Annotated in this window: 21 protein-coding genes; 8 read left to right on the plus strand and 13 right to left on the minus strand. The window is 65.7% G+C overall.

Annotated features, from left to right (window positions below; translation table 11 throughout):
• Positions 1-296: 296 nt before the first annotated feature.
• Together ACP16H_RS15285 and ACP16H_RS15290 are read left to right on the plus strand one after the other, a co-directional pair.
• A complete protein-coding gene (locus ACP16H_RS15285; RefSeq protein WP_425073111.1) occupies positions 297-818 on the plus strand; it encodes a DUF2937 family protein in 522 nt (173 codons plus the stop codon).
• On the plus strand, positions 815-1567 hold the full coding sequence (locus ACP16H_RS15290) for a hypothetical protein (RefSeq protein WP_425073112.1): 753 nt from the start codon (positions 815-817) through the stop codon (positions 1565-1567). The genes ACP16H_RS15285 and ACP16H_RS15290 overlap by 4 nt, the downstream gene beginning before the upstream one ends.
• 70 nt (positions 1568-1637) lie before the next feature.
• Here ACP16H_RS15290 and glmM read toward each other — a convergent pair whose 3' ends face one another.
• The 9 genes from glmM to ACP16H_RS15335 form a co-directional block, all read right to left on the minus strand.
• The gene (glmM, locus tag ACP16H_RS15295) at positions 1638-2981 is read right to left on the minus strand and encodes a phosphoglucosamine mutase (protein WP_425073113.1); all 1344 of its coding nucleotides are present in this window, start codon (positions 2979-2981) and stop codon (positions 1638-1640) included.
• Entirely contained in the window at positions 2978-3994 is a 1017-nt protein-coding gene (gene folP, locus ACP16H_RS15300; protein ID WP_425073114.1) for a dihydropteroate synthase, read from the minus strand. Before folP ends, glmM begins: the two co-directional genes overlap by 4 nt.
• A gap of 50 nt (positions 3995-4044) precedes the next feature.
• On the minus strand, positions 4045-4983 hold the full coding sequence (locus ACP16H_RS15305) for a dihydroneopterin aldolase (RefSeq protein ID WP_425073115.1): 939 nt from the start codon (positions 4981-4983) through the stop codon (positions 4045-4047).
• A gap of 108 nt (positions 4984-5091) precedes the next feature.
• Positions 5092-5739: a cell wall hydrolase gene (locus ACP16H_RS15310; protein WP_425073116.1), complete on the minus strand. Its 648-nt coding sequence runs from the start codon at positions 5737-5739 to the stop codon at positions 5092-5094.
• A gap of 164 nt (positions 5740-5903) precedes the next feature.
• The gene (locus ACP16H_RS15315) at positions 5904-8414 is read right to left on the minus strand and encodes a putative PEP-binding protein (protein ID WP_425073131.1); all 2511 of its coding nucleotides are present in this window, start codon (positions 8412-8414) and stop codon (positions 5904-5906) included.
• Positions 8415-8708: 294 nt separating this feature from the next.
• Complete coding sequence (gene glyS / locus ACP16H_RS15320; RefSeq protein ID WP_425073117.1) at positions 8709-10934, minus strand: glycine--tRNA ligase subunit beta; 2226 nt, start codon at positions 10932-10934, stop codon at positions 8709-8711.
• A 119-nt stretch (positions 10935-11053) separates the two neighbouring features.
• Positions 11054-11914, minus strand: a complete 861-nt coding sequence (locus ACP16H_RS15325; RefSeq protein WP_425073118.1) for a DUF1206 domain-containing protein — start codon at positions 11912-11914, stop codon at positions 11054-11056.
• A gap of 265 nt (positions 11915-12179) precedes the next feature.
• Entirely contained in the window at positions 12180-12698 is a 519-nt protein-coding gene (locus ACP16H_RS15330; protein WP_425073119.1) for a DUF6446 family protein, read from the minus strand.
• Positions 12699-12701: 3 nt separating this feature from the next.
• Positions 12702-13646 (minus strand): glycine--tRNA ligase subunit alpha, encoded by a 945-nt coding sequence (locus tag ACP16H_RS15335; RefSeq protein WP_425073120.1) that lies wholly within the window; start codon positions 13644-13646, stop codon positions 12702-12704.
• Positions 13647-13808: 162 nt separating this feature from the next.
• On the opposite strand from ACP16H_RS15335, the gene ACP16H_RS15340 reads away from it, so the two are divergent.
• Complete coding sequence (locus tag ACP16H_RS15340) at positions 13809-15746, plus strand: peptidoglycan-binding protein (protein ID WP_425073121.1); 1938 nt, start codon at positions 13809-13811, stop codon at positions 15744-15746.
• A gap of 110 nt (positions 15747-15856) precedes the next feature.
• Here the strand turns inward: ACP16H_RS15340 and ACP16H_RS15345 are convergent, their stop codons facing one another.
• Entirely contained in the window at positions 15857-17146 is a 1290-nt protein-coding gene (locus ACP16H_RS15345; RefSeq protein WP_425073122.1) for an MFS transporter, read from the minus strand.
• Between the two features lie 116 nt (positions 17147-17262).
• A complete protein-coding gene (locus ACP16H_RS15350) occupies positions 17263-18168 on the minus strand; it encodes a DMT family transporter (RefSeq protein WP_425073123.1) in 906 nt (301 codons plus the stop codon).
• Positions 18169-18372: 204 nt separating this feature from the next.
• Between ACP16H_RS15350 and ACP16H_RS15355 the strand changes: the two genes are divergently transcribed.
• Positions 18373-19992 carry an FAD-dependent oxidoreductase gene (locus ACP16H_RS15355; protein ID WP_425073124.1) on the plus strand — a complete coding sequence of 540 codons (1620 nt, stop codon included), beginning with the start codon at positions 18373-18375 and terminating at the stop codon, positions 19990-19992.
• Positions 19993-20370: 378 nt separating this feature from the next.
• On the opposite strand, the gene ilvC is transcribed toward ACP16H_RS15355, so the two are convergent.
• The gene (gene ilvC, locus ACP16H_RS15360; RefSeq protein WP_425073125.1) at positions 20371-21393 is read right to left on the minus strand and encodes a ketol-acid reductoisomerase; all 1023 of its coding nucleotides are present in this window, start codon (positions 21391-21393) and stop codon (positions 20371-20373) included.
• 130 nt (positions 21394-21523) lie between these two features.
• Here ilvC and ACP16H_RS15365 point away from each other — a divergent pair, with 130 nt between their 5' ends.
• From ACP16H_RS15365 to ACP16H_RS15375, 3 genes are all read left to right on the plus strand, one after another.
• Positions 21524-21979, plus strand: a complete 456-nt coding sequence (locus ACP16H_RS15365; protein WP_425073126.1) for an Lrp/AsnC family transcriptional regulator — start codon at positions 21524-21526, stop codon at positions 21977-21979.
• Positions 21976-22440, plus strand: a complete 465-nt coding sequence (locus ACP16H_RS15370) for an Lrp/AsnC family transcriptional regulator (RefSeq protein ID WP_425073127.1) — start codon at positions 21976-21978, stop codon at positions 22438-22440. The genes ACP16H_RS15365 and ACP16H_RS15370 overlap by 4 nt, the downstream gene beginning before the upstream one ends.
• Positions 22441-22630: 190 nt before the next feature.
• Positions 22631-23419 carry a GGDEF domain-containing protein gene (locus ACP16H_RS15375; protein WP_425073128.1) on the plus strand — a complete coding sequence of 263 codons (789 nt, stop codon included), beginning with the start codon at positions 22631-22633 and terminating at the stop codon, positions 23417-23419.
• On the opposite strand, the gene ACP16H_RS15380 is transcribed toward ACP16H_RS15375, so the two are convergent.
• Positions 23379-24449: a Hint domain-containing protein gene (locus ACP16H_RS15380; RefSeq protein WP_425073129.1), complete on the minus strand. Its 1071-nt coding sequence runs from the start codon at positions 24447-24449 to the stop codon at positions 23379-23381. The genes ACP16H_RS15375 and ACP16H_RS15380 overlap by 41 nt on opposite strands.
• A gap of 266 nt (positions 24450-24715) precedes the next feature.
• Here ACP16H_RS15380 and ACP16H_RS15385 point away from each other — a divergent pair, with 266 nt between their 5' ends.
• Positions 24716-25843, plus strand: coding sequence for an aminotransferase class V-fold PLP-dependent enzyme (locus ACP16H_RS15385; RefSeq protein WP_425073130.1), 1128 nt, complete (start codon positions 24716-24718; stop codon positions 25841-25843).
• Positions 25844-25873: the final 30 nt, after the last annotated feature.

Consider the following 25873-nt stretch of genomic DNA (forward strand, 5'->3'; position numbering starts at 1 on the left):
GTCCTGATGTGGAGCGGTGTGGCTGGAACCGGGAAGGGGCCGTCGCGGAGAACGCGGCGGCCTTTTCTATGGCGAGCTGTCTTGTTGCGGACGGCGGACGGGGCAGGGGAACAGTCCCGTGCACGGGTAGGGACCACTTGCCCGGAAGGCGACGTGACGCTCGAAGGGGCAAAGTGGCATAGATGCAGCGGAGCTTCGCGGGTCTGTGGCAATCAGCGGGCAAAGTCATTGGCTTCGCTTGATCCGGTACAGGTGGAGGCCCTAGTCTTTCACAGGTGAGAGTGGGGAGAGACGGCATGATCCTGCGGGTTCTGGCGATGGCAGGGGGACTGGCGGGCGCGCTGGGCGCGTCGCAGTTCCCGGAGTTCTCGCAGCAATACATGCAGCGGTTGGGCGGCGCGGTCGATGAGCTGTCGCGGCAGGTCGTGCGCTACGAGGCAGATGCGGATGCGGCAGGGATGACGTTGCCGCTGTACCTGTCGGCCCTGGCGGCAGAGGGGCCATTGGCGCGGACGCAGGCGGCGAACATGGCGGCGGATGTGGCGCGGCGCAACGATCTGGCGGCGGACCTTGCGGCCTTGCAGGGGGCGGGGCCGTTCATGCGGGCAAAACTCGCGACGCATCTGGGTGACGCGCAGATTTGGGCGCGGGCGCGCGAACAGTTCAAACCGGCGGTGCCTGTGACCTTTGAAGGGGCGAGTTTCGCGGGAACCGGCTTCGTGGCGGGTTGGGTCGCTCTGTCGGCTGTGTTCTGGTTCCTGTCGCGCCTGTGGCACACGGTGCGCGCGCCGCTCCGGCGCAGGAGGGCGGTGGCATGAGCGGGCAGGTGCAAAGGCTTTTGGAGATCGAGGTGACCCACGGGGCCTATGCCGTGGCGCCGATCACGATCCGGCCCGATGAGGATGCGGTGCAGGTGCTGCACCGCAAGGGGATGGCGTTCCACACCGACGACGGCACCGGGCGGGCCGTGGTTCTGGGACGCGAGGCCGAGGACGGTGCGTTGCGGTTTTTGCTGATGGCATCGGACGGGTTCGTCCGCGCGATGACGGGCGGGCTGGCGCCTGACGAGACGGCCAACTTCGATATGACGGAGGCATCGGTTGTCGATGGCCTTGTCATCGCGCGTCTGCGTGATGTCTCGACCGGTGTGCGGGTGCATGGAGAGGTGCCTCTGGCGGCGTTGGAGGTCTCTCTGGACCCGCAGGGTGAAGCGCCCATACGGGTCAAGTTGGCGTTTCCGGCGGTGACGGCGCGGTTGCGCTGCATCGTTTACGGGCTGCCTGAGTCTGCGACCTCGGTGCAGGTTACGGGCCAAAGCATGGGCCAAAGTACGGGCATGACCTTCCCGCTGGCGCCGGTGGCGACTGCGGAACACGGGCTGCGCTTTGAAGGTCTGTCGGCACAGGCGGTGCCGCTGGACTGGCAGGGGCAGCACATGGACCTGCGGTACGACACCGGGGGCGGCGAAGAAGTGCGCGCGCTGCCTGATCCAGATGGCCAGAGTTTGGACAGCATCACGGAAGATGGCGAAACGTTCGCCGTGGCGACGGTGGTCGTGCGGCTTTAGGGACCAAGGCTTTTCGTCGAAAAGCTTTGGTGCGGGAAGAGCCTTCCTCGAAGGCTCTTCGGGGCACGTGTCAGGCGACCGCTTCGACTTCGGCCACGATGCCGTCCACCACGGTGGTCAGCAGCACGTCGTCCTCGCATTCCGCCATGACTCGGATCAGCGGTTCTGTGCCGGACTTGCGGATCAGCAGGCGGCCCTTGCCGATCAGCTTTTCCTCGGCGTCGCGGATCACCGCCTGCACGCGGGCGTCCTCCAACGGCAGCACGCCCGCGCCGTAGCGGACGTTCTTCAGCAGTTGCGGCACCGGGGCAAAGCTGCGGGTCAGCTCCGAGGCCTGACGCCCGGTGCGGACCATCTCCGACAGGAATTGCAGGCCCGCCATGAGGCCGTCGCCGGTGGTGGCGAAGTCCGTCATGACGATGTGGCCGGACTGCTCGCCGCCCAGGTTGTAGCCCTTGGCGCGCATGGTCTCGACCACGTAGCGGTCACCCACGTTGGTGCGTTCGAGGCGCAGGCCTTTCGAGGTCATGAAGCGTTCCAGACCAAGGTTGGACATGACGGTGGCCACCAGCGCGCCACCCTTCAGGCGGTCTTCTTCGGCCCAGCGCGCGGCGAGCAGCGCCATTATCTGGTCGCCGTCCACCACTGCGCCGGTCTCGTCGATCAGGATGATCCGGTCGGCGTCGCCGTCGAGGCAGATGCCCACGTCCGCCCCGGTCTCGCGGACCATCTGTGCGGCCTTCTGCGGCTTGGTCGAGCCGCAGTCGGCGTTGATGTTCACGCCGTTGGGTTCGTCCCCCATGGCGACCACGTCGGCGCCCAGTTCCCAGAGCACCTCGGGCGCGGTTCGGTAGGCCGCGCCATTGGCGCAGTCGATCACCACCTTGATGCCGTCGAGGCGCAGGCCGGTCGGCAGGGTGGATTTCACCCGCTCCTGATAGCGGAAGCGGCCGTCGTCGATGCGCTTGGCGCGGCCAATGTTGTGCGGCTGGGCGGGGGCGACGCCGCTTTCGACCAGCGCCTCGATCTCGGCCTCGACCGTGTCCGACAGCTTGAAGCCATCGGGGCCGAAGAACTTGATCCCGTTGTCGGCGGCGGGGTTGTGCGAGGCCGAGATCATGATGCCCAGATCGGCGCGCATGGAGGGGGTCAGCAGGCCAACGGCGGGCGTCGGCACCGGGCCGAGCAGCAGAACATTCATGCCCGTCGAGGTCAGGCCCGCGGTCAGCGCGTTTTCGAACATGTAGCCCGACAGGCGCGTGTCCTTGCCGATCACCACGCGGTGTACGCCGTTGTGTTCATTGCGGAAATAGCGGCCCACGGCGGCGCCCAGAGAGACGGCCATCTCGACAGTCATGGGGTAGGTGTTGGCGGTGCCGCGCACCCCGTCGGTGCCGAACAGCTTGCGGGTCATGATGAAAATTCTCCGTTTGAAATGGCGTTCCACATGGACAGGGCCTGTGCTGTTTCGGCGACGTCGTGCACGCGGATGATCTGGACGCCCTGCGCGGCCATGGCGAGGGCGATGGCCACCGAGCCGGGCATCCGCTCGGATGCCGGGTTGGCACCGGTGATGCGGCCGACAAAGCCCTTGCGCGAGGCGCCCACGAGGATCGGACAGCCGAGGCCGTGGAACAGCGACATGCCGTTCAGCAGGGTCAGGTTGTGGTTGATGGTCTTGCCAAAGCCGATGCCGGGATCGACCACGATACGGCAGCGCGCGAGGCCCGCGGCCTCCAGCGTTTCGATCTGCCGTTGCAGGAAGTCATACACGTCCAGCAGCACATCGTCGTAATGGATGTTGTCCTGCATCGTTTCGGGGCCGCCCAGCGTGTGCATGACGCAGACGGGACGGTTCACGCGGGCGCAATAGGCGGCCAGCATGGGATCGTAGGTAAAGCCCGACACGTCATTGACCAGCCGTGCGCCCGCATCGACAGCAGCCTCGGCCACCGAGGATTTGCGGGTGTCCACCGAGATCGGCACCGGCATGTCGCTGGCAATCGCGCGGATCACCGGCTCGACGCGGGCGATCTCGGCCTCGGGCGGGACGGTGACGGCACCGGGGCGGGTGCTTTCGCCGCCGATGTCGAGGATGTCCGCCCCGGCGGCGACCATGGCCCGCGCCTGCATCAGCGCAGCGGCGGCGGTCTGGAACTGGCCCCCGTCCGAGAAACTGTCCGGTGTCACGTTGAGGATGCCCATGACGCGCATCTGGTCGAAGACCATCCCGGCCACCGCGGGGCGCGGTGCGCTCAGGCGGATGCGCCAGTCGTCGGGGAGGGCGTCGATCCCCACGGGGCGGGGCGCCGCGTCACGGCGATGTTCGACAAGATGGGTGAACCAGCCCGGGCCGCCCGCCAACAGCAGGGCACCTTCGGGGCGGGGGGCGTCAAAACGCACGATCGGCCGGTAGTACGCAGTCATGGCGTTTCCCTGACCCAAAGCACCGCCCATTTCAAGGGCGGTTTCGTGCCTCAGAACAAGGCAGCGCCCACGTCAACCGCACGTTGCGAAACACCGCCGTTTTCCGGCAGGTCTTCGCCGATGACCAGCATCTCGCAGGCTTCCATCTCGGCGGCGAACCAGCCGGTCAAGCCGACCGAGTCGCGCGGGCCGACGCCGGGGCCCTCGGTCGCATCGAGCACGATCTTCGACGGGGCCCAGATGCAGATCTGGCCGTTCTTCATGGCCCAGTCCAGTTCGGTGCGGGTGGCCACGACCTTGCAGCGCAGGTCACGGGCTGCCAGCCGCCAGCCGTTCTGCTCGATCGCCAGCAGATCGACCCGGCGCTGGGTCATCTTGTGCCCGGTTTGCAGCGGTGCCTCGGGGGGCAGGCCGCAGCACAGGATCACAGGCGCCTTGCGCGCCGCCAGTTCGTCGATCCATGCGCCAAGCGACGGATGGTCGATGGCGGCGTTCGACAGGTAGACCACGCGCGGGTGCGGGCGCTCGGAGGCCACTTCCTGCGCCAGGGTGTTGAGATGCGCTGCCACATCCGCGCGGGCGCGCACGATCTCGACCCCCAGTGCGCCGGGACCGCGGTCCAGCTTCTCGATCCGGACAAAGGCGCGCAGGGCCTGCGGTTCCAGCAGGATGCGTTCCGCCACGCGCTCGGCCAGCGTTTCCAGCAGGTTCAGCCGCTCGGCGGCCAATTCGTGCGCGATGGCTTCGGTGACGCGGTCGTAAGACAGGATGCGGTCCACGTCATCGCCGATGTCGCCGGTGAAGGGCGCGACTTCGACCACCACGTTGAACTGCACGCGCTGCTTGGTGCCGCGCTCGGCCTGAAAGGCGCCGATCTCGACCTCGACGATGTGATCGCGCAGGGAAATACGGTCGCGCGGCGCGTCACCGGCGGTGGCGATGGCACGCTCTGAGGGATGCGCAAAGGCGAGGCGGATTTCAGAGACCATGGGGCGGCTCCTTGCGGTCGGACTTGGCGGCACCATAGGGTAAGCCGCGCGGGAACGGCAGGGCCAAAACGGCGCATCCGGGGCGGAAAACGCCCGACTGGTCAGGTCTTAACGAGAGGCGTGGTAGAACACGTGGTCGCCGATGCTGGCGGTGCGCGTGAATACCGTGGCCCATTTGGGCCGCACCGCGTTGGTGTGGTAGTAGGTCGCGCCTCGGGTCAGCGGGCGGGGCGCGCCGCTGAGCATCATCTTGGCAACCTTGCCCACGCGCTCCCAGCTTGCGGGTTCGTGGATCTCTTCGGGGCGGCCGTCGCAGGTATACGTGAACTGGCAGGCGTATTTCCTGCCGGTGCCCTGATTGACCACACCGCAGACCGAGCCGGGGAACTTCGGCGAGGACACGCGGTTCATGATGACCTCGGCCACGGCAAACAGCCCCTGCACGGATTCGCCGCGTGCCTCGAAGTAGAGCGCCTCGGACAGGCATTCCCATTCCGCGCCGCCCTGCGCCTGCGGCTGGGCTGCGAGCCATTGGGCGTCGTAGCGGATCTTGCCCGCGCCCTGAATGGCGGCGGCGGGGATCGGCGTGACGAGCGATTTCAGGTGTCCGGATTGTGCCCGCGCCAGTGCCTTGGTTTCGAGGTTGACCAGTGTGCGCGCCTGCTGCGCCGGGTCGGCCTGAGCGGTCATGGCGGGCAGGGCAAGCGTCATCATGGACAGGCACAGGGCCTGAAGAGCGGACTTGGCACGGATCATCGCGGCGGTCTCTTGTTCAAGGAAAACGTCGTCCCGATCCGAGCCGGGACCAGCGGTTTATATAAAATTGGCGTCAATCCGTAAAGCGTCACAGGCGCGCAGGCACTTGCGCAGATGCGTGATCTGTGGGCGCTGCGCCTAATCCCTTGTCAAACAGTGAAGAATCACAACCGGGGCGGACGTTCGACGCCGGTTTCGCGCAGCGCCAGCTGGGCTGCGGCGAGTCGCGCGACAGGCACGCGGAAGGGCGAACAGCTGACATATGTCATCCCGACCTCGCGGCAGAAGGCGATAGATTCGGGGTTGCCGCCATGCTCGCCGCAGATGGACAGGGTGACCGCATCATTCGTGGCCCGCGCGCGCTGCACGCCAAGCGCCACCAGCTCTCCCACGCCATCGATGTCGAGCACGTGGAAGGGGTCCTCCTTGAACACGCCCTGCTGCACGTAATCCGACATGAAGCGCCCGGCATCGTCGCGCGACAGGCCGTAGGTCATCTGCGTCAGGTCGTTGGTGCCGAAGGACAGGAACTGACAGTGCGGCGCGATCTCGTCGGCGCGCAGGCAGGCGCGCGGCGTCTCGGCCATGACGCCCAGACGGTAGGTGAAGGTGCGGCCGCGTTCAGCCCGGACCTCGGCGGCGACAGCGTCGATGCGGGTGCGCAGCAGCTCGACCTCGCGCTTGGCGCTGACGAGCGGCAGCATGATCTCGGGGACCACGGGCGCGCCCTCGCGCGAGGCATCCAGAGTCGCCTCGAAGATGGCGCGCGCCTGCATGTCGTAGATTTCCGGCACGGTGATGCCCAGACGCACGCCGCGCAGGCCCAGCATGGGGTTGTATTCGGCCAGCGATTCGACCCGACGGGTGACGTCGCTGATCGGCAGATCCAGCGCCTCTGCCAGGTCGCGCAGCCCCGCGCGGTCCTGCGGCAGGAATTCGTGCAAGGGCGGATCGAACAGCCGGATGCAGACCGGCAGTCCTTCCATGATGCGGAATAGTTCCGTGAAATCAGCGCGTTGCATGGGCAGCAACACCGCCAGCGCCGCCTGCCGATCCTCGGTGGTATCGGCAAAGATCATCTCGCGCATGGGGGTGATGCGATCGTGTTCAAAGAACATGTGCTCGGTCCGGCACAGCCCGATCCCCTGCGCCATGAAGCGCCGCGCGGTGGCGGCATCGGCAGGGGTGTCGGCATTGGCCCGGATCCCAATGTCACGCGCCTTGTCGGCCCAGCCCATGAGCGTCTGGAAGGCGTCGTCCAGCGCCGCCTCGACCATCTGGACGCTGCCCTCCAGCACCTCGCCCGAGGTGCCGTCGATGGTGATCGTGTCGCCCTCGCGGAAGATGCGCCCACGCTCGCCGATCAGGGTCTTGCGGTCCAGGTGAAACCCCATGCGCGCGGCGCCCACCACGCAGGGCAGGCCCAGCCCGCGCCCGATCACGGCGGCATGCGAGGTCATCCCGCCACGCTCCGTCAGCACCGCCACGGCGGCGTGCATGCCGCGAATGTCCTCGGGCGAGGTCTCGCGCCGGACCAGTATACACGGCTCGCCCCGCGCCGCACTGGCCTGCGCCTCGGCAGAGGAAAACACGATCTTGCCGGTGGCCGCACCGGGCGATGCCGCGATGCCGCGCCCGATCACCACGCGGGAGGCACCCGGCGCCACCTGCCGGTGCAACAGCTCTGATATGGCGCGCGGCTCGATGCGCATGACGGCCTCGGGCTGCGAGATGATGCCATCCTCGGCCAGCCTGACGGCGATCCGCACCCCCGCCCGCGCCGAGCGCTCCACCCGCACACCGTCGAGGATATGCACCTCGCCGCCCCGGATGGTGAACTCGATCTGCATCTCTTCGCGCAGGCGGCGGCGCATGAGCCCGGCAAAATCGATCAGCTTGTCAAAGGCTTCCGGGGCCAGATCCTGCAGGGACGGCCCGCGCGGGTCTCTCTCGAGATACAGCGACTTGTGCCGCTGGCGCAGGGCATCGCGGCCCTGACTCTGGCTCAGGTAGCGCCCGGTCAGCTGCGGCCGGCCGGTTTCCGAATTCGCCAGTTGCAACACGCCCGAACCACATTCGCCGCGCCCGAGACCCAGCGCCATCTCCTGGACGACCAACCCAAGCCCCGCATCCACGGGCGCGCCCTTGGCCTGACGCAACAGCCGTGCCGTCGTCCCTTCCCAAGCGCGGGCCATGGATCGCAAGACCTCGCGCAACTGCACGGCAGGGTCCTGCGGAAAAGGCTCCTCCGCCTCGTCCTCGTAGGCCCCCAGTGCCGCCGACAGGCCCGCCTGGCCGATATCCTCGATCTCGTCGAACTGGTCGGGGTCGAGCCGCGCCACATGCACCGCATAGGCCTGCACGAACCGCAGGTACAGCGCCGCCGCCGCCTCGTGCCCGATCTCGTCCGACAGCGCCACGTACCGCGCATCGTTCATGCCGATGTTCAGGATCGCGCTCGGTCCGCCCCAGTCAGGATCCTCCGACGAAGGCCGCACACAAAGCAGCGCATCGGGATCGAAGGACGACAGCAGCCCGGGCATGTCGGGCATTTCGCCGCCTGCGATGCGATGCACCTCGTCAAAGGACAGCGCCACGGTGCGCGGCACCGGCAGGTCCAGCCGCACCAGCCGCTGCAGACACTTCGCCCGCCCGCCATGGGTCGGGGTGCTCATCGGCGCCGAAGGCGTGATCAGCGTGATGTCACGGTCGTCGGAGAGGGCTTTCTGCACTGCGGCATCCTTTGCGGTTCCGGGCGCAGAATACGCCGTGACGGTTCCATGACAAGATGGGAAACCGTCGCGGCAGACGCCCAGACCGACCTCTCGCCAAAGGCGCGTGCTGCCTCAGCGCCAAAGGCGCGTCCTGTCCCGCGCCGAAGGCGCGCCGGTCGCCTGAGCGTCAGCTCAGGCGAAACCCATGGCACCGAAAACCGCGAACCGGACGCCCAAAGCGTGTCCGGGCGCGCCTCAGCCGTCCAGCTTCGTCAGGTCGGCGACCTGCAAACAGGTGTGACGGATGCGCGACAACAGGTTCAGACGGTTGCGCCGCACCACCTGGTTGTCGGAATTCACCTGCACCGCGTCAAAGAACGCGTCGATGGGCGCGCGCAGACCGGCCATGGCCTCCATGGCCGCGGCGAAATCCTCCGCCTCCATGGCGGGGGCAATCTTTGCCTCGGCGGCGTCCAGTGCAGCGAACAGTGCCTTTTCTTCCTCGGTCTCGGCGAATTTCACATCCGCGCCGTAGGAATACTCGACACCGTCCTTCTCTTCGGCCTGCGTCAGGATGTTGTTGGCCCGCTTGAAGCCCTGCACGAGGTTCGTGCCATCCTCGGACCCCAGCAAAGCCTGCAAGGCCTTGGCCCGCTTCACCAGCAGCACGAGGTCGTCCTTGTTCGGCATCGCGAGGCAAGCGTCGATCACGTCGTGACGCACGCCCTGATCGCGCAGGAAGACCTTGAGCCGGTCGTGGAAGAAGCCCAGCAGATCGTCCGAGACATCCGGTTCGTGGTCGACGATCTTCTGCACCCAAGCCGGGCCGTTGCCGTCGAGCTTCTCCAGCAGCGTCCGCACGGCGGACCCGAACACGCCATGATGCGCGATCTCGCCCAGCAGTTCGTCGCGCAGCTCGGCCTCGGTCTCTGCATCCGGGTGGCCAATGCGGTGACGCAGGATCTGCGCGTCAAAGAAACGGTCGAGATGCAGCCGCAGCCCATTGGTCAGGATCAGCCGGATCACCCCCAGCGCGGCGCGGCGCAGCGCAAACGGGTCCTTGGACCCGGTGGGCTTTTCGTCGATGGCCCAGAAGCCGGTCAGCGTGTCCAGCTTGTCGGCCAGCGCCACGGCGACGGACACCGGCGCGGTCGGCACGTCATCGGACGGGCCCAGCGGCGAATAATGTTCCTGGCACGCAGCCGCCACTTCGACAGGCAGACCGGCGGCCTCGGCGTAGTAGCGGCCCATCAGGCCCTGCAACTCGGGGAATTCATAGACCATTTCCGACGACAGGTCGGCCTTGGCCACTTCGGCGGCCTGCTGCGCCAGCGCGGCATCGGCGCCGACCTTGGGGGCCAGTTCGCGCGCCAGTGCGGCGATGCGGTCGATCCGATCCTTCTGGCTGCCCAGCTTGTTGTGGAAGGTCACGTTGGACAGGCGGTCGGTCCAGGCGGTCAGGCCCTCGCGCTGCGCCACGCGCAGATCGTTCTCCCAGAAGAATTTCGCATCCGACAGGCGCGCCGCGAGAACCTTCTGGTTGCCCGCAAGGATCGTCGCGCCATTGTCGGCGGTCTCGATATTGGCGACGGTGACGAATTTCTCGATCCGCCCCGTCGAGGGGTTCCGGACCGAGAAGAACTTCTGATGCTCTTTCATCGAGGTCTGCAAGACTTCCGGCGGCAGGCCAAGGAAAGCCTCGCCGATGTCGCCCATCAGCACGACAGGCCATTCCACCAGCCCGGACACCTCGGCCAGCAGGCCCTTGTCCTCGACCACTTCCAGCCCCTGCGCAAAGGCCGCGTTGGTGGCGTCGTTCCAGATATGTTCAGCCCGTTCCGTGGCGGACAGCATGACCTTGGCACGCTTCAACCGCGCCTCGTAGTCCTCGAAGGAGGTCACGTCGAACGCGCCATCGCCCATGAAGCGGTGCCCCTCGGTGGTCTGCCCCGCCTTGATCCCGTCGATGTCCAGATCGACCACGCGGTCGCCTGCCTCGTCACGCATGAGGCAGATGATGCGATGCAGCGGACGCACCCAGCGCAGGCTGCCCGCGCCCCAGCGCATGGATTTCGGCCAAGGGAAGCCGCGCACGGTCTTTTCCAGCACCTCGGCGACGATCTCGTCGGCCTTGCGGCCGGGGGTGACCACGGTGGCGTAATAGAAGGCACCCTTCTTGTCCTCGCGCTCCTCCAGCTGCTCGCGGGTGACCCCGGCGCCGCGCATAAAGCCCTCGAGCGCTTTCTCGGGCGCGCCGACCTTCGGCCCGCGACGCTCCTCGCGCTGGGTGGGGGACTCGGGCGTCAGCCCGTCGACGGTCAGCGCCAGACGGCGCGGCGTGTGGAAGGCGGCGGCGGAGGCATAGGTCAGACCCGCCTCGACCAGACCGTCGGTCACCAGCTTCTTCAGATCCTCGGCGGCGCGCGCCTGCATCCGTGCGGGGATTTCCTCGGAAAAGAGTTCGATCAGAAGGTCCGGCATCGTCTCACCACAGCTTTGCCCGCGCCTTGGCCGGGGCCATGCGCGGGCGTGTCACGTTTGTTGCGGTGTCTAGCGGGCGGGCGCTCTGGTCGCAAGCGCCCTTGGACCGTGGGGCGCGATCAGGCGGTCGCCTCGCGCAGCTTGCCCTCGGCCTTGAGCTTGGCACGCTTGGCCAGCGTCATCACGTCGGGCCCGGCATAGCGCGGCAGAACGCGGTAATACCCCTCGACGGCGTTCTCGACCGCAAAGCCGATCAGCCCAAGGCCCACGATCCCCAGCAAGATCCGCCCAAAGGCCATGGAGCGCAGCTGATGCAGGGCCTCGCCCACACCCCCGGCCTGCGACGGATCGGCGTTCAGCGCGGCAATGACGATGGAAACCCCGATGATGCCGATGACGACGCCCATGGCGACGCAGCCGAATTTCATCACCGGATCGAGCTTGCGCGCGGTCGGGGTGACGCGTATGTGCTCCTTGTAGCGCTCCTTGATGCCCTTGCGGATGTAGTAGGCGCCCGCGCCAATTGTGATGACGCCGGTGATGCCGACCAGCCAGATGCCGAACGGCATGGACATGAGCTTTTGCGTCGCCGTCTGGGTGCCGCCGTCTCCGCCGCCCGAGCCACCCATGGCGGTCGCGGCAACCGAAGCCCCGATGCCCGCGTGGATCAGGCCGGTCACGACCAGACCGATGCGGGCGACGATGCCCTTGGTATCCGATCCGTAACAGTCAAGATCCAGCCAGGCGTCCACCAGCCGCCAGACCATGTAGGCCCAAAGACCAAGCGCAATGAGCCAGAGCGCAATCTGCCCGCCGGGATGGCTGCGCAGGTCGGCGAGGGCGTCGGTGGTGCCCTGCGCCTGCCCGCCCTGAACGGCGGCAAGAAAGGCAAGACCGCCGACGACGGTATATACGGCGGCACGGGCAAAATAACCTGTGCGCATGACGGGAGGGACCCAGGCGGGCGCTTTGTCGGACATGGGGGCGTTTCCTCTGCTGGTTGCAGGAGAAGCGCGCGAGAGCACGGTTTGGTTCCCTTGGGGGCCGTTCCCAGGCGGAGCGCGCCTGCCGCGCGCACAGATCAGCGCGCCCTGCGGGCCCGCCGGAGATATTTGGACCAAGAAGAAATATGGGCGCGCGGCCCCGTCTTCTTTGGTTTCGAAAATACCTCCGCCGGAGGCAACGGGCCGCGCAGCGGCTCAATAAGCCTGCGCAGCAGCCCTTTGGATCACGCGTGGGCCGCGATCACTCGCGTTCAGGGCAGTTCTCGCCCAATGGCGTGCCGTCATAAGCCTTGTCGCCGCAGTCGTTGATTTCCTGCCAGACGTAGCCGCGTCCGTCACTGGTGATGGCCACCACGCGGTCGATGCCGAATTCCATGTTGCGCTCACCGGTGAAGACCAGCGCCGTGCCTGCCTCGATCTCGGCGCCGATGGCGGCGGCGTCGAAACATTCGAACCAGTAGGGCGCGTTGCGCGGTTCGGCGCCGTCGTACATCTCGTAGGTTTCGGTCAGCATCGGGATCGACATGTCGGTGCGGAAACACGCCCGGTAGCGGATGGGCGAGCTGGTGGCGTCGATGGCCTCGAAGTCCGAGATCAGGATCCCCTCGGGTTCGCCCGTGGCGAGGTTGGTCAGCATCACGTCATCTACGCCCGTCGCCGCCACGGGTTCGTAGTAGTAATAGACCTGCGTGTAGTAGACCACTGCGCCAAAGATCAGTGATACCAGCACGATGATGCTCCCGAGGATCTTGCCGCTCATGGGTCAGACTGCCACGGCTTCGGATGTCCAGCCACCCGCTTCGGTTGTGACGAAGGCATCTGCGCACATTTTCGCCAGTGCGCGGACGCGGCCGATGTAGGCCTGGCGTTCGGTGACCGAGATCACGCCGCGCGCGTCGAGCAGGTTGAAGATGTGGCTGGCCTTGATCGTCTGGTCGTAGGCCGGGTGCGCCATGACGATGCGTTTGCCGGTCTTGGGGTCCTCTGCCTCGCGCGCCAGGATCGCCTTGCACTCGGCCTCGGCCTCCTCGAAGTGGCGCAGCAGAAGGGCCGTGTCCGCCGTGTCGAAGTTGAAGCGCGAGTATTCTTCCTCGGTCTGGCGGAAGATGTCGCCATAGGTCAGCGGGATCGGCGCGTCGGGCGCGTTGAAGGGCATGTTCATGACGTGGTCGACGCCCAGCACGTACATGGCGAGGCGTTCCAGCCCGTAGGTCAGTTCCCCGGACACGGGCGCGCAGTCATGGCCGCCCACCTGCTGGAAATAGGTGAACTGCGACACTTCCATGCCGTCGCACCAGACTTCCCAGCCCAGCCCCCATGCGCCCAGCGTCGGGCTTTCCCAGTCGTCCTCGACAAAGCGCACGTCATGAAGGCCGAGGTCGATGCCGATGGCTTCGAGCGAGCCGAGGTAGAGCGCCTGAAGGTTCGGCGGAGAGGGTTTGATGATGACCTGGTACTGGTAATAATGTTGCAGGCGGTTCGGGTTCTCGCCGTAGCGGCCATCGGTCGGGCGGCGCGAGGGCTGCACGTAGGCGGCGGCCCAGGCCCGCGATCCGAGCGCGCGCAGCGTGGTGGCCGGGTGGAAGGTGCCGGCACCCACTTCCATGTCGTAGGGTTGCAGAATCGCACAGCCCTTGTCGGCCCAGTAGGCCTGCAGGCGCAGGATGATTTCCTGGAAAGAGCGGGGTTTCGGCAGGGTCGTCGACATGTCGGGCCTCCTTGCAGCGGCTGGGGCGGCGGATTGCGGCCTGATTAGGCGGCAACAGGGGCGGGGTCAATCGGCGGCTCACGTCATTTTCGCGTGCACGGCCTGCATGATCTGTTAAGACATGCCCTGATTATACATTCAGTACCGAAGGTCCGTGACACGATGTCGAGCCATTTGAAATCCCTTGCCTTTGCACTGGTTCTTGCGGGGCAGGGCGCCTTTGCGCAGGACGCGCCGGAGCAGTTCTTCATCCAGGTCGAGGCGCGGACCTCGCTGGCCGGAGCGCAGTCGAGCGTCCGCCAGGTCGCGCAGGGCCTGCCGAACGTGAACGGCTTCTCGCTGGGCGGAGGCTGGTACGGCGTGGCCGTCGGCCCCTATTCCAGCCGCGAGGAGGCCGAGGCCTTCCTTGGCGAACTGCTGCGCTCGGGCGCCGTTCCGGCGGACAGCTACGTCGAAAGCAACCGTGTCTATGGCCGCCAGTTCTGGCCGGTGGGCGCGCAGCTGGGGCAGGACGGCACCGAGGCGCAGGCCGATGCGACGCAGGACCCGGCCTCGGATGTGGCGGCTCTGGCGGATCAGCTGGCGGCAGCACAGCCTGCCGCGGACCCGGCGCCGGTTGAGGAGCCCGTTGAGGCACCCACGGAGGCTCCCGTCGACACCACCTTGTCCGAAGACACCCGGCAGGCGGTCATCGAGGACGCACAGCAACCGGGCGTCGTGACCGACGAGGCGGTGACTGCGTCGGAAACCCCGGTGGAGCGTCCTGTCGCCGTCACCGATCCCGAAGGCCCGCGCGAGGCCCGCGCCTCTGAAAGCGCGCTGACCCGCGAGGACCGCGACATGCTGCAGATCGCCCTTCAGTGGGGGGGCTTTTACGAGGGCCGTATCGACGGAGCCTTCGGCCCCGGCACGCGCCGGTCCATGGCCGCCTGGCAGGAGGCCAACAACCTCGAAGCGACAGGTATCCTGACCACCATGCAGCGCTCGGAACTGCTGCGGCAGTACAACTCGGTGCTGGATGGCATGGACATGCGCGACACCGTGGACGACCGCGCAGGCATCGTGATGCAGATGCCCATGGGCGTCGTTCAGTTCGACCGCTACGAGGCGCCCTTTGCCATCTACAAGGCCAGCACCGACCTTCCCGTGCAGGTGTTGCTGATCTCGCAACCCGGCGATGCGCGCACGCTGAACGGTCTGTATGAAATCATGCAGACACTGGAGATCGTGCCGCTGGAGGGCGAACGCCGCCGCGACCAGCGTGGTTTCCTGCTGACCGGGGCGAATGATCGCATCGTGTCGCACACCGAGGTCGGCCTGCAGAATGGCGAGATCAAGGGCTTCAGCCTGATCTGGCCGGCGAACGACGAAGAGCGTCGCGGTCGCGTGCTGAAGATCATGCAGGACAGCTACCAGCGCCTGCCGGGCGTGCTGGACCCCGCCGCCGTCAGCGATGCCGGGCAGGCCGTGGACCTCGTGTCGGGCCTCAAGGTGCGCACGCCCAAGGGCAATGGTTCGGGCTTCTTCGTGGACAACCGTGGCACCGTGCTGGCGTCGAACGCCGTCACCGGCCAGTGCGAGCGTGTGACGATCAACGGCACCTATGACGCGCAGGTTGTCGCTTCGGACGCGGGGCTGGGCGTGTCGCTGCTGCGGCCCGTCGCGGCGCTGTCCCCGCGCCGCTCGGCGCAGTTCACTACCGACACGCAGCGCCTGCAATCCGAGGTCGCCGTGGCGGGTTACAGCTTTGGCGGGGTGCTGACCGCACCGACACTGACCTTTGGCACGCTGGAGGACACCAAGGGCCTGAACGGCGAGCAGGGAGTAAAGCGTCTGGCGTTGAACGCCATGCCCGGCGACGTGGGCGGCCCGGTCTTCGACGCGGGTGGCAATGTCATGGGCATGCTGCTGCCGCGCGAAATGGAGGGCGGGCGGCAGTTGCCCGATCAGGTCAGCTTTGCCGCGAAGGGCGAGCTGATCCTCGACTTCCTTCAGGCCAATGGCGTGCAGGCCACGGCGCGGGTCGATGGCGGCGCGCTGGCGCCGGAGGACCTGACGGCGCTGGCGGTGGACACCACCGTTCTTGTCAGCTGCTGGTAAGCGGAAGGCGGGGCCGCCCGGCCCCTCGCACAACGATCTGCAAGGCCCTGCCATCGGCGGGGCCTTTTTTCTTGGGGTGGGATTGCCTGTCGTTGTGTCCGGGCGGGCAGCTATTCGAGCCGTGCCGCCAGTCGTCTGGCCAAGGCCAGACACAGGGCCATCGCCGCCAGCAGAAAGACCGCACCGAACAGCCACGCATGTGAAGTGGAAGAGAGCTCGGCGATTGCGCCTGCCATGACCAATCCCGCCGCGGCACCGAGTTGCTGGATCAGGGAGCGCAGCGACAGCAGCGTTGACCGCTGACGATCCGCGACACAGCGATGCAGGAGGCTGCTCGCCGGGGTCTCGCTCGCCCCCAGAAGGATGGAATAGACGACGAAGGCGGCGACAAATCCGCCGATGCCGCCCTGTACTGCCAAGGCGACCTGAGCCAGGGCGAGACCGGCAAAGACAACTGCAAGCGTGACGGCAGGGCGCCGCCCGAACACCCGGTTGATATGGGTCGACAGCGAGGCGCCAAGGGCGATGGCAAAGAAATAGCCCGCCGTCAGGGCACCGATGGCGGCGTTGGCGTAGCCCGCATCCAGCATGGGTTTCGCATATGTCGGCCAGATCACCTCGACCGGGTTCGTGGCCATGAGAAACAGCGCCAGCGCCGCCAGAAGACGCGCCAGCGTGGGATGCCTCAGGGCCAGCCCCCCGGCTTCGGCGATCACCGTCGGGACACTGGCGAACCCGTGCCACAGCGCGTCGGGGTTCAACGGACGCGGCGTCTCGGTGATGGCGACCACGGTGTAGACCAGCACGCCGACCATCACGACAAAGCTCGCGGCGTAGGACACGTCATAGACGCTGGTCCCAAGGCGCAGACCCATCGCGCCGACCGCGTCGGGCAGCAAGCCGCCAAGGACCGCGCCGACCGCGAGGCCCATCGCATTGGCCCAGTGCGCCCGTGCAAGGGCGGGCTGGACATCGACATTCGGTGCTTCGGCTCTGAAGGTCTCGACGAACCATGCGTCCAATGTGCCGGACCGCAGGGCACGTCCGAACCCGATGAAGGCAAAGGACAGCGCAAGGACGGTGAAGTCGGCGGACGACAGGAACAGCGCCTGCGACACCAGGCTGGCCACGACCGCCGCGAGAAAGACCGGCTTGCGCCCGATGGTGTCGGCCAGACCTCCAAACGGCAGTTCCATCGCCATCGTCGTGATCGCGTAAATGCCGAAAAGCAGCGAAATCTGGAAAAGGTCCATGCCGCGATCGGTCAGCGCCAGCGCCACCACGGCGACCGTCAGACCCATGGCAAGACGGTCAAGGAACTGATGGACCTGGAACACCCGGATGTGGCGTCGCGCCCTGTCCGGCAGTGCCTTGAAAGAGAACGCGATATCCGTTGCCATGGCGGCAGCATCCGCCTTTGCGGATCGGCGCGCAATGCCTCATCCCGCTGACGGGGATGCCGGGCGCCATCCGCAGGGTGAACGGGCCAGCCTGTGCGCGTCTGGCACAGGAACCGTCAGCGTCCGAACAGGCGTCTGAGCGCCCCCCATTGGCTCAGGAACACGCCCGTCAGGATCAGCACAAGCGCCAGCAGCAGGCTCGGGTGCAAAGGCTCCCCCAAGATCACGATCCCCAGCACCACCGACCAGAGCGGCACCTGGTAGTTCGTCAGGCTCATGAACACCGGTCCCGCCGACCGCACCACGAGGACGCGCAGCAGGTTCGCCCCCGCCGTGGGGACCAAACCGAGGATGGCGACCACGATCAGCGTCGTCGTGCCGGGCATCACCGGTGCGCCTTCGCGCAGCCAGGCCATCGGGATCACCAGGCAACTGCCGACGATCAGCGGCACGGCGGCCAGTCCGATGGGATCGACCGGGGGCAGGCGGCGCATGACAACCGTGCTGACGGCGTAACACCCCGCAGCAGACAGGCAGGCGAGGCGGCCATAAGGCTCCATCGCCTCGCCGGTGGAGGCAAAGGCCTCCGGGCCGATCAGCACCGCGACACCTATGAACCCGATGACAAAGCCCGCAAGGCGGCGCGGGGTCATGCGCTCTCCGGGCAGGAAGACATGCGCCAGCGGCAAGACGATCAGCGCCACCGCAGCCATGCTGACACCCGCAAACCCGGAAGTGACATATTGCAAACCCCAGCTGAGCAGCATGAAGGGCACGGCGGTGGACAACAGGCCGATGACGATCAGCGCGCCCCAGGGGCGGTCATCGCTCAGGAACAGCTTGCCGCCCGCAAACCGCCAGATGACCACGGTCAGGGCTGCGGCGAATCCAATGCGGAACGCGGCCAGCCAGAAGGGGGTCATGCCGCGCAGGGCGATCTCCATGAAAAGGAAGGTCGCGCCCCAGACGAGTCCCAGCGCGCCCACCATCGCCCAGCTTTTGGGTGTGATCTCGGGTGTCATGGCGTCGCGTTAGACCCGTCGGGCAGGCGCTGCAATGGGGAAGGGCGCGCGCGACGCGCAAGTCAAGCCACGGGAAAGATGCATCTTTTTTGGCGTACAATTGTATGCCATTGAAAACAAACAGAAAAATATTGCAACTTGTCTCCGGCTACGGCAAAAGCCGCATATCGCTGCGCTGCAGCATCGACTTTCGGGACATCCTTCATGACGCAACGTATCCTCATCCTTGGCGGCGGGTTCGCCGGTCTCTTTGCCGCGCGCGAGCTGCGCAAGCGTTTGCCGTTGGATGTGCGGATCGAACTCATCAACGCCGAGAATTACTTTGTCTTTCAGCCGCTTCTGCCCGAAGTGGCGGCCGGTGCGATCACCGCGCTGCACGCCGTCACACCGCTGCGCCGCCTGCTGAAGGGCATCAAGGTGCGCAAGGCCCGCATCCAGGAGGTCGACACCACCCGCCGCGTGGTCACGATCTTCCAGGGGGTGCAACGGCGCCCGACCGAGGTCGGCTACGATCACCTCGTCGTGGCGCTGGGGCAGGAAACGGACCTGTCGCGCATGCCCGGACTGGCGGATCACGCGCTGACCATGAAGACCCTCGAGGACGCGCGCCGCCTGCGCGCCCATGTCATCGAACGTCTGGAACATGCCGACATCACCCAGTTGCCCGAGGTCAAACGCGAGGCGCTGACCTTCTGCGTGATCGGTGCGGGATTCTCGGGGGTCGAGACCGTGGGCGAGATGAAGGAAATGATCGACCGCTCGCTGAAATACTACCCCAATGTTTGGCCCGAAGAGGTGCGCGTCGTGGTGGTAGAATACGCGCAGAACGTGTTGGGCGAACTGACGGCCAAACTGGGGCGCTACGCCGCCGCGCAGCTGGAAAAGCGCGGCATCGAGATCCTGCTGGGACGCGGCGTGCAATCGGCCACCGGCACGCGGCTGATCCTCTCGGATGGCACCGAGATCCCGACGCGGACCATCGTCGCCACCATCGGCAATGCGCCCTCGCGGGTGGTGCAGGACATGCCGCTGGAACACGTCCACGGTCGGATCAAGGTGACGCGCGACCTGCGCTGCGAGGGGCATGACGATGTCTGGTCTCTGGGCGACTGCGCGCTGATCCCGATGAAGGACGGCGCGACGGAACGCTCCGACTTTGCCCCGCCCACCGCGCAATTCGCCGTGCGCGAGGCCCGTGCGCTGGCCGAGAACATGGCCGCCGCGCTGGCGGGCAAGCCGATGAAGCCCTTCCGCTACAAGAGCCAGGGGGCGCTGGCCTCGCTGGGGGCGCGGCGTGGTGTGGCCGAGGTCTGGGGCTTTAAACTGTCGGGCTTTCCGGCCTGGCTGCTTTGGCGCGCCTATTACGTGGCCTTCCTTCCGGGCTTTCAGACCAAGGTGAACGTGCTGCTGAACTGGGTGATGGATGCGGTTTCGCCGAGGTCCACCGTGCAGCTGCGCAGCTACACGCCGCCCGCCGCGCGCTACGTGCATTACCGCGCGGGCGATCGGGTGTTCGAGGCCGGGACGCGTGCCGATGGTTTTTACACCGTGATCGAAGGCGCGGTGGAACTGACCTATCCGGACACGCACACCGGGGAACCTGTGACGAAGCGTGTCACTGCCGGGCAGCATTTCGGCGAGCGCATGGTCCTGGGGCAGGAGCGGCGCTCGGGCACCGTACACGCGCTGGAGGACACCAAGGTTCTGGTGCTCGACCGCGAGGAATTCCTCAAGATCGCCGATGCCTTCCCGGTGATGCGCGGGTATTTTCAGGGCTATATGAAACAGACCTACGACATCGACTGGACGCCGGGTCAGAGGTAGGGACCCGAGCGATCTTCGACGAAGATCGCTCGGCCCGCGAAGGTCTTTCGTCGAAAGACCTTCTGTCGCCCGATCGCAAAGGTTAACGCAAAAGATTCCGGCGCAACGGGGGATTGGGGCGTCGCGGTGAGTCGAAGGGCGCAAGCTCGTCAAACCGGCCGGGACTCGGCGGGAAACCGGCCGGTTCTCCCCTTACAGACAGGTAACCTTTGTCACCAAACCCTTCCGCGTTTGTGGTGGCCCGCGTCCAGCGCCCGACATGTTGCGCCGCGCGGTGCATTCACCCGGCCGAACGCAGCCTTTACGCTTTCCCGAAAGGTTAACGCGAAAAGGGCGACCCGAGGGCCGCCCTTCCGGTGTCAGACGTGGTCGTCCGGATCAGTTCTTGGACTTGTCGACCATCTTGCCGGCAGAGATCCACGGCATCATTTCGCGCAGCTTGGAGCCGACCTGCTCGATCTGGTGCTCGTCGTTGGCGCGGCGCGACGCCTTCAGCGTCGGCTGGCCCACGGCGTTTTCCAGCATGAAGTCACGCACGAACTTGCCGCGCTGGATGTCCTGCAGGACTTCCTTCATGCGGGCCTTGGTTTCGTCGTAGGGCAGGATGCGCGGGCCGGTGACGTACTGGCCGTACTCTGCGGTGTTCGAGATCGAGTAATCCATGTTGGCGATGCCGCCTTCGTAGATCAGGTCGACGATCAGCTTCACCTCGTGCAGGCACTCGAAGTAAGCCATTTCAGGGGCATAGCCTGCTTCCACGAGGGTCTCGAAGCCCATGCGGATCAGTTCCACGAGGCCACCACAGAGCACAACCTGCTCGCCGAAGAGGTCGGTTTCGCACTCTTCGCGGAAGTTGGTCTCGATGATGCCCGATCGGCCGCCGCCGATCGCGGAGCAGTAGGACAGGCCGATTTCCAGCGCCTTGCCGGTGGCGTCCTGATGCACGGCCACGAGGCAGGGCACGCCGCCGCCCTTGACGTATTCACCGCGCACGGTGTGGCCCGGACCCTTCGGCGCCATCATGATGACGTCGACGCCTTCGGGCGCTTCGATCAGGCCGAAGTGGATGTTCAGGCCGTGGGCAAAGGCAATCGCGGAACCGGGGCGCAGGTTGTCCTTGATGTACTTCTTGTAGGTTTCCGCCTGGAGTTCGTCGGGCATGGTGAACATGATGACGTCGCACCATGCGGCCGCTTCGGCCAGACCCATGACCTGCAGGCCTTCGCCCGAGGCTTTCTTGGCCGAGGGGGAGCCTTCGCGCAGGGCGACGACGATGTTCTTTGCGCCGCTGTCGCGCAGGTTCAGGGCATGGGCGTGGCCCTGCGAGCCGTAGCCCAGGATGGCGACTTTCTTGTCCTTGATCAGGTTCACGTCGCAGTCGCGGTCGTAGTAAACGCGCATTGTTCTTGCTCCTCGCTTGAATATTGGGCGGCAAGATAACCCCGGCGGCGCGTTGGTGTTTGCGTTTTTTGAGTATTTTCGCCAAAGAGAAGCGCAAGTATTCGTAGTATTGCCATCTGGCGGGAAAATCATGCTCGACGACACGGATCGGCGCATTCTGCGCTACTATCAGGCCGACCCGGATTCGGGTCTGGCGGGACTGGCCGAACAGGCCGGGGTCACCTCGTCCACACTGGCGCGGCGGCTGGAGCGGCTGCGCGAGAAGGGTGTGCTGCGCGGTGTCCAGGGTGTGATCCATTGGCCCGCGCTGGGGTGGGAGGTCGAGGTGTCCTTGCGGGTGACGCTGGACAAGACGCAACCGCGCGCCTTTGACGAATTCATCGCCGCCGCCCGCGAGGTGCCGGAGGTTTTGGAGATCCAGACCTTCCTTGGTCAAACCGACGTGCGCTTGCAGGTCATCGCGCGGGATATGCAGCATTATCAACAGCTTTACCGGCAAAGGGTGCTGACCCTGCCGCATATCAATGACATCGAGGCCCTGATGCACGTGGCCCGCGTCAAGGATACGGAGGCGCTGCCGCTGTGATTGCGCTGGACGACATCGACCGCGCGCTCATCCGGGCACTGACCGAGGATGCAACCGCTTCTGCTGGCGCCTTGGGGCGCGAACTAGGTCTGTCGCAGCCTGCCTGCTGGCGGCGCATCAAGCGGCTGCGCGAGGCTGGCGTGTTCCGGGCCTCGCGGCTGGATGTGGATGTGGCGGCGCTGGGGTTCGGGGTGACGGTGTTCCTGGGGGTGAAGCTGGCGACCAAGGGGCGTGTGTCCCTGGAGGACTTCGAGCGCGCGGTGTCCGCCATCCCGGAGGTTCAGATCGTCGAACATGTGCTGGGACTGTTCGACTACCGTTTGCGGGTGGTCGCGCGCGACATCCCGGATTTCGAGCGGGTCTTGCGGCGACGCATCATGACGCTGCCGGGGGTGGGCAACCTGGAGGCCAACGTCCTGCTGTCCGAGGAGCGTCGTCCGGGGCCGCTCGACCTGATCTAACTTTATGAAAATGCAATCTATTCCGTTACCCATCCTTGATGCATTCCTAACCGAATCGTGCCACATTGTCGAAAGGGAAACCGCCGTGAACATCGGCGCAACCATGGACGGGCAGGACTGAAAATCTGCCGTAAACCCCTGACAGGACGATCAGAAAGGCTCCGTGCAGGGACGGAATGGGTACGGTGTCATGATCCGCAGCAAGGGGTATATTCTGGTGGTTGCGGTGATCGTGGCGCTGGCTGCGAACCTGATCGTGGTTAACGTGGCGCTGGTCGGCTACGCCCCCCTGTCGCCGCGCAACAGCTTTCTCGTCGGTCTGGTTCTGTCCTTCTCCGTGATCGGACTGTTTGCCTGGACGATGATCCACCAGGCGCAGCAAAGCGCGCGGACGGCGGAGGAATTGCGCCGCCTCGTGTTCCGGGATCGCCTGACGGAGGTCTCTACGCGCGACTTCTTCTTTGACCGCGTGTCGCGCCGCCCGGACGTTGAGGGCGTGGTGCTGATGCTGGATATCGACCACTTCAAGAAGGTGAACGACACCCACGGGCACCTTGCCGGGGATGAGGTCATCCGCACCGTGGCCAGCCAGTTGCGCATCCGCTGCCGAGAAGAGGACATTGTCTGCCGCTTTGGTGGGGAGGAATTCCTGGTGTTCCTGGCAGGCGCGGACAGGGTCCGTGGTGCTGGCGTGGCCGACAGGCTATGCGACGCTGTGGGAAAAGCTCCGACCATATTCGACAATCGCGAATTGCGCGTGACCATCTCGGTCGGCGCTACGCTGAAGCCCTCGGACATGGACTTTGAAACCGCCATTCGGGCGGCCGATGACGCGCTTTACATGGCTAAGCGCCGCGGGCGGAACCGGGTCGTCCTAGCGTGGGAAGAGCAGGGCGCGCCCTTGCCCCATGCCCCGCGCCCGGCGTTGAACCCCCGTCTCATGCAGAGCGCCGGAGCGCGTGCGCCTCGTAGTGTTTGAGCGCGTAGCGGGACAGATCCCCGGATGCGCTTCGCCCCGCAAGTTCCGGGAAAAGCGTGATAATCTCGTCGCGTGTTTGCGCGCCTACTGTCTTTAATGCCTCTTGACCGAGGTGCAGGGACTCCGTCGGGCAGCCTTCGGCAAATATGATTTGATGATGGTCAAAGAGCAGGTGGAAATAGTGGACCTGGGCCTGCTCCACGATGCGGATCTTTTGGTGGTCGACCAGATGCTTTGCCGCGACCAGCACTTCGGGCTGGCCGAACATCAGTTCGGCTTTCGCGCCGTGCAGAAGCATCCGGTGGTTTTGTGACACGACCAGCTCGCGGACGTTGCCCAGAACGCCGGGGGCAATCCGAACCGGGGCATTCGGCCCCGTGCCCGCGATGCGTTCTCCGCCCGCCCAGGCCAGCGGTTGCGGCCCATTGTCGAGGGTATTGACCAGGTCACCGGCGCGCAGGGTTTCGACGTAGCGGGGGCCGTCGGGGGTCTCGATCAGGGTGCCGCGCGCAAAGCAGAGCACGACATAGATGTCGTTTCCGCCCGCGCCGCCATGAAAGATGCCGTCGGCGATCTCGCTGGACCCGCCATCAATGGTGTCATTGGCGTTGTAATCGTTGTCGGAAAACTGGTCGATGAACAGCGTTTCGTTGTTTTCAACGACGCTGCTCAGGTCGGTTCCGGCGACGAGGAAAAGCTCGTTGATGTCCGGCGCGGCGGGGTCGGTGGAGGTCAGGACGTTGGCGTTTATGCGCAGGTAGTTGTCGCCCACGCCCGCCGTTGCGCCCCGAATGCTGGCGTTCTGGCCGCTGGCGCCTTCGTAAACGAATTTCTCAACACCGTTAAGATAGTCGGCGGCGTTGTCGTAGACGATGATGCGTGTGATCTCTGAGTCGGATGTGACCCCGCCGTCGGCATTGGCTTGGGTGACCTCCATGAGGATGATATCGTCGGTTTCCCAGACAAATTCACCACCGGAGACGGTCATGCCGCCTTCGTCGTAGTTGCCGCCCTTGGTGCTGACCTTCAATTTTGGGCCTCCCAGAATGCTGAACGCATTCAGGAGGATCGTTGTCTCTGCCATGGTGCTCGTCGCCTGCGGCGGGTCTTTTTGCCCGCTCGTTCCTGCCTCGTGTTAACCTTAACGTCCTCGCGTCATTAATGAATCCTAAAATTTCCTTAATTTGAACAAATTCAGGAAATTCGACCTGATGTTGCAGAGTTGCTTCAGCGATACCGAAGTAGCTTTTGCCATGGCCCGCGCGCTGGGGTAGGTCGGAGGAAAAGGAGGACCCCATGGCCGCATTGCTCGACACCATCGACCCGCAGGGGCTCGAAGAATTCTCGGTCGTTTTCACCGACCGTTCGCTCAACCACATGTCCGCCGCGTTCCAGCAGGTGATGCGCGACATCTCCGGCATGCTGCGCGAGGTTTACAACGCCGACGCCGTGGCGCTGGTCCCCGGTGGCGGCACCTATGGCATGGAGGCGGTGGCCCGCCAGTTCGGGCAGGGCGCGGACGTGCTGGTGGTGCGCAACGGCTGGTTCTCGTACCGTTGGTCGCAGATTTTCGAAGCCGGTGGTTTCGGCGGCGAGACCACGGTGATGAAGGCGCGGCAGACCGGCAATGCGGTGGATGCCCCCTTTGTCCCGGCGCCCATCGAGGAGGTCGAGGCGAAGATTGCCGAAGTGAAGCCGGGGCTGGTCTTTGCCCCGCATGTCGAAACATCGGCGGGCATGATCCTGCCGGACGATTACATCAAGCGGCTGGCCGCTGCGGCGCATGAGGTGGGCGCGCTGATGGTGCTGGACTGCATCGCCTCGGGCTGCGTCTGGGTCGACATGCAGGAGACGGGCGTCGACGTTCTGATCTCGGCCCCGCAAAAGGGGTGGTCGTCAACGCCTTGCGCCGGGTTGGTGATGCTGTCGCAGCGCGCGCTGGCGCGGATGGAGGAGACGACATCGGACAGCTTTTCCGTCGATCTGAAGAAATGGCACCAGATCATGAAGGCCTATGAAGACGGCGGTCATGCCTATCACGCCACCATGCCGACCGATGGTTTGCGCGCCTTCCGCGACGCCATGGCCGAGACGAAAGAGTATGGTTTCACGCGGCTTAAAGAGGCGCAGTGGGCACTGGGCAACGGTGTGCGCGGAGTGTTTGCGGACAAGGGCGTGAAGTCGGTCGCGGCAGAGGGCTTTGGCGCGCCGGGCGTGGTGGTCTGCTACACCGAGGACCCGGCGGTGAAGACCGGCAAGGCCTTTGCCGAGAAGGGCATGCAGATCGCGGCGGGCGTGCCGCTGGCGGTGGACGAGCCAGCGGGCTTTTCGACGTTCCGGATCGGGCTGTTCGGCCTGGACAAGCTGTATGACGTCGACGGCACGATTGCGCGGTTGAAGCGTGTGGTCGATGAGGTGATCTGAGCGGTTTCGCCCCCCCGCGGGGGGGGGCCC

It is taken from the genome of Sagittula sp. S175 (assembly GCF_049800975.1).
Lineage (GTDB): Bacteria > Pseudomonadota > Alphaproteobacteria > Rhodobacterales > Rhodobacteraceae > Sagittula.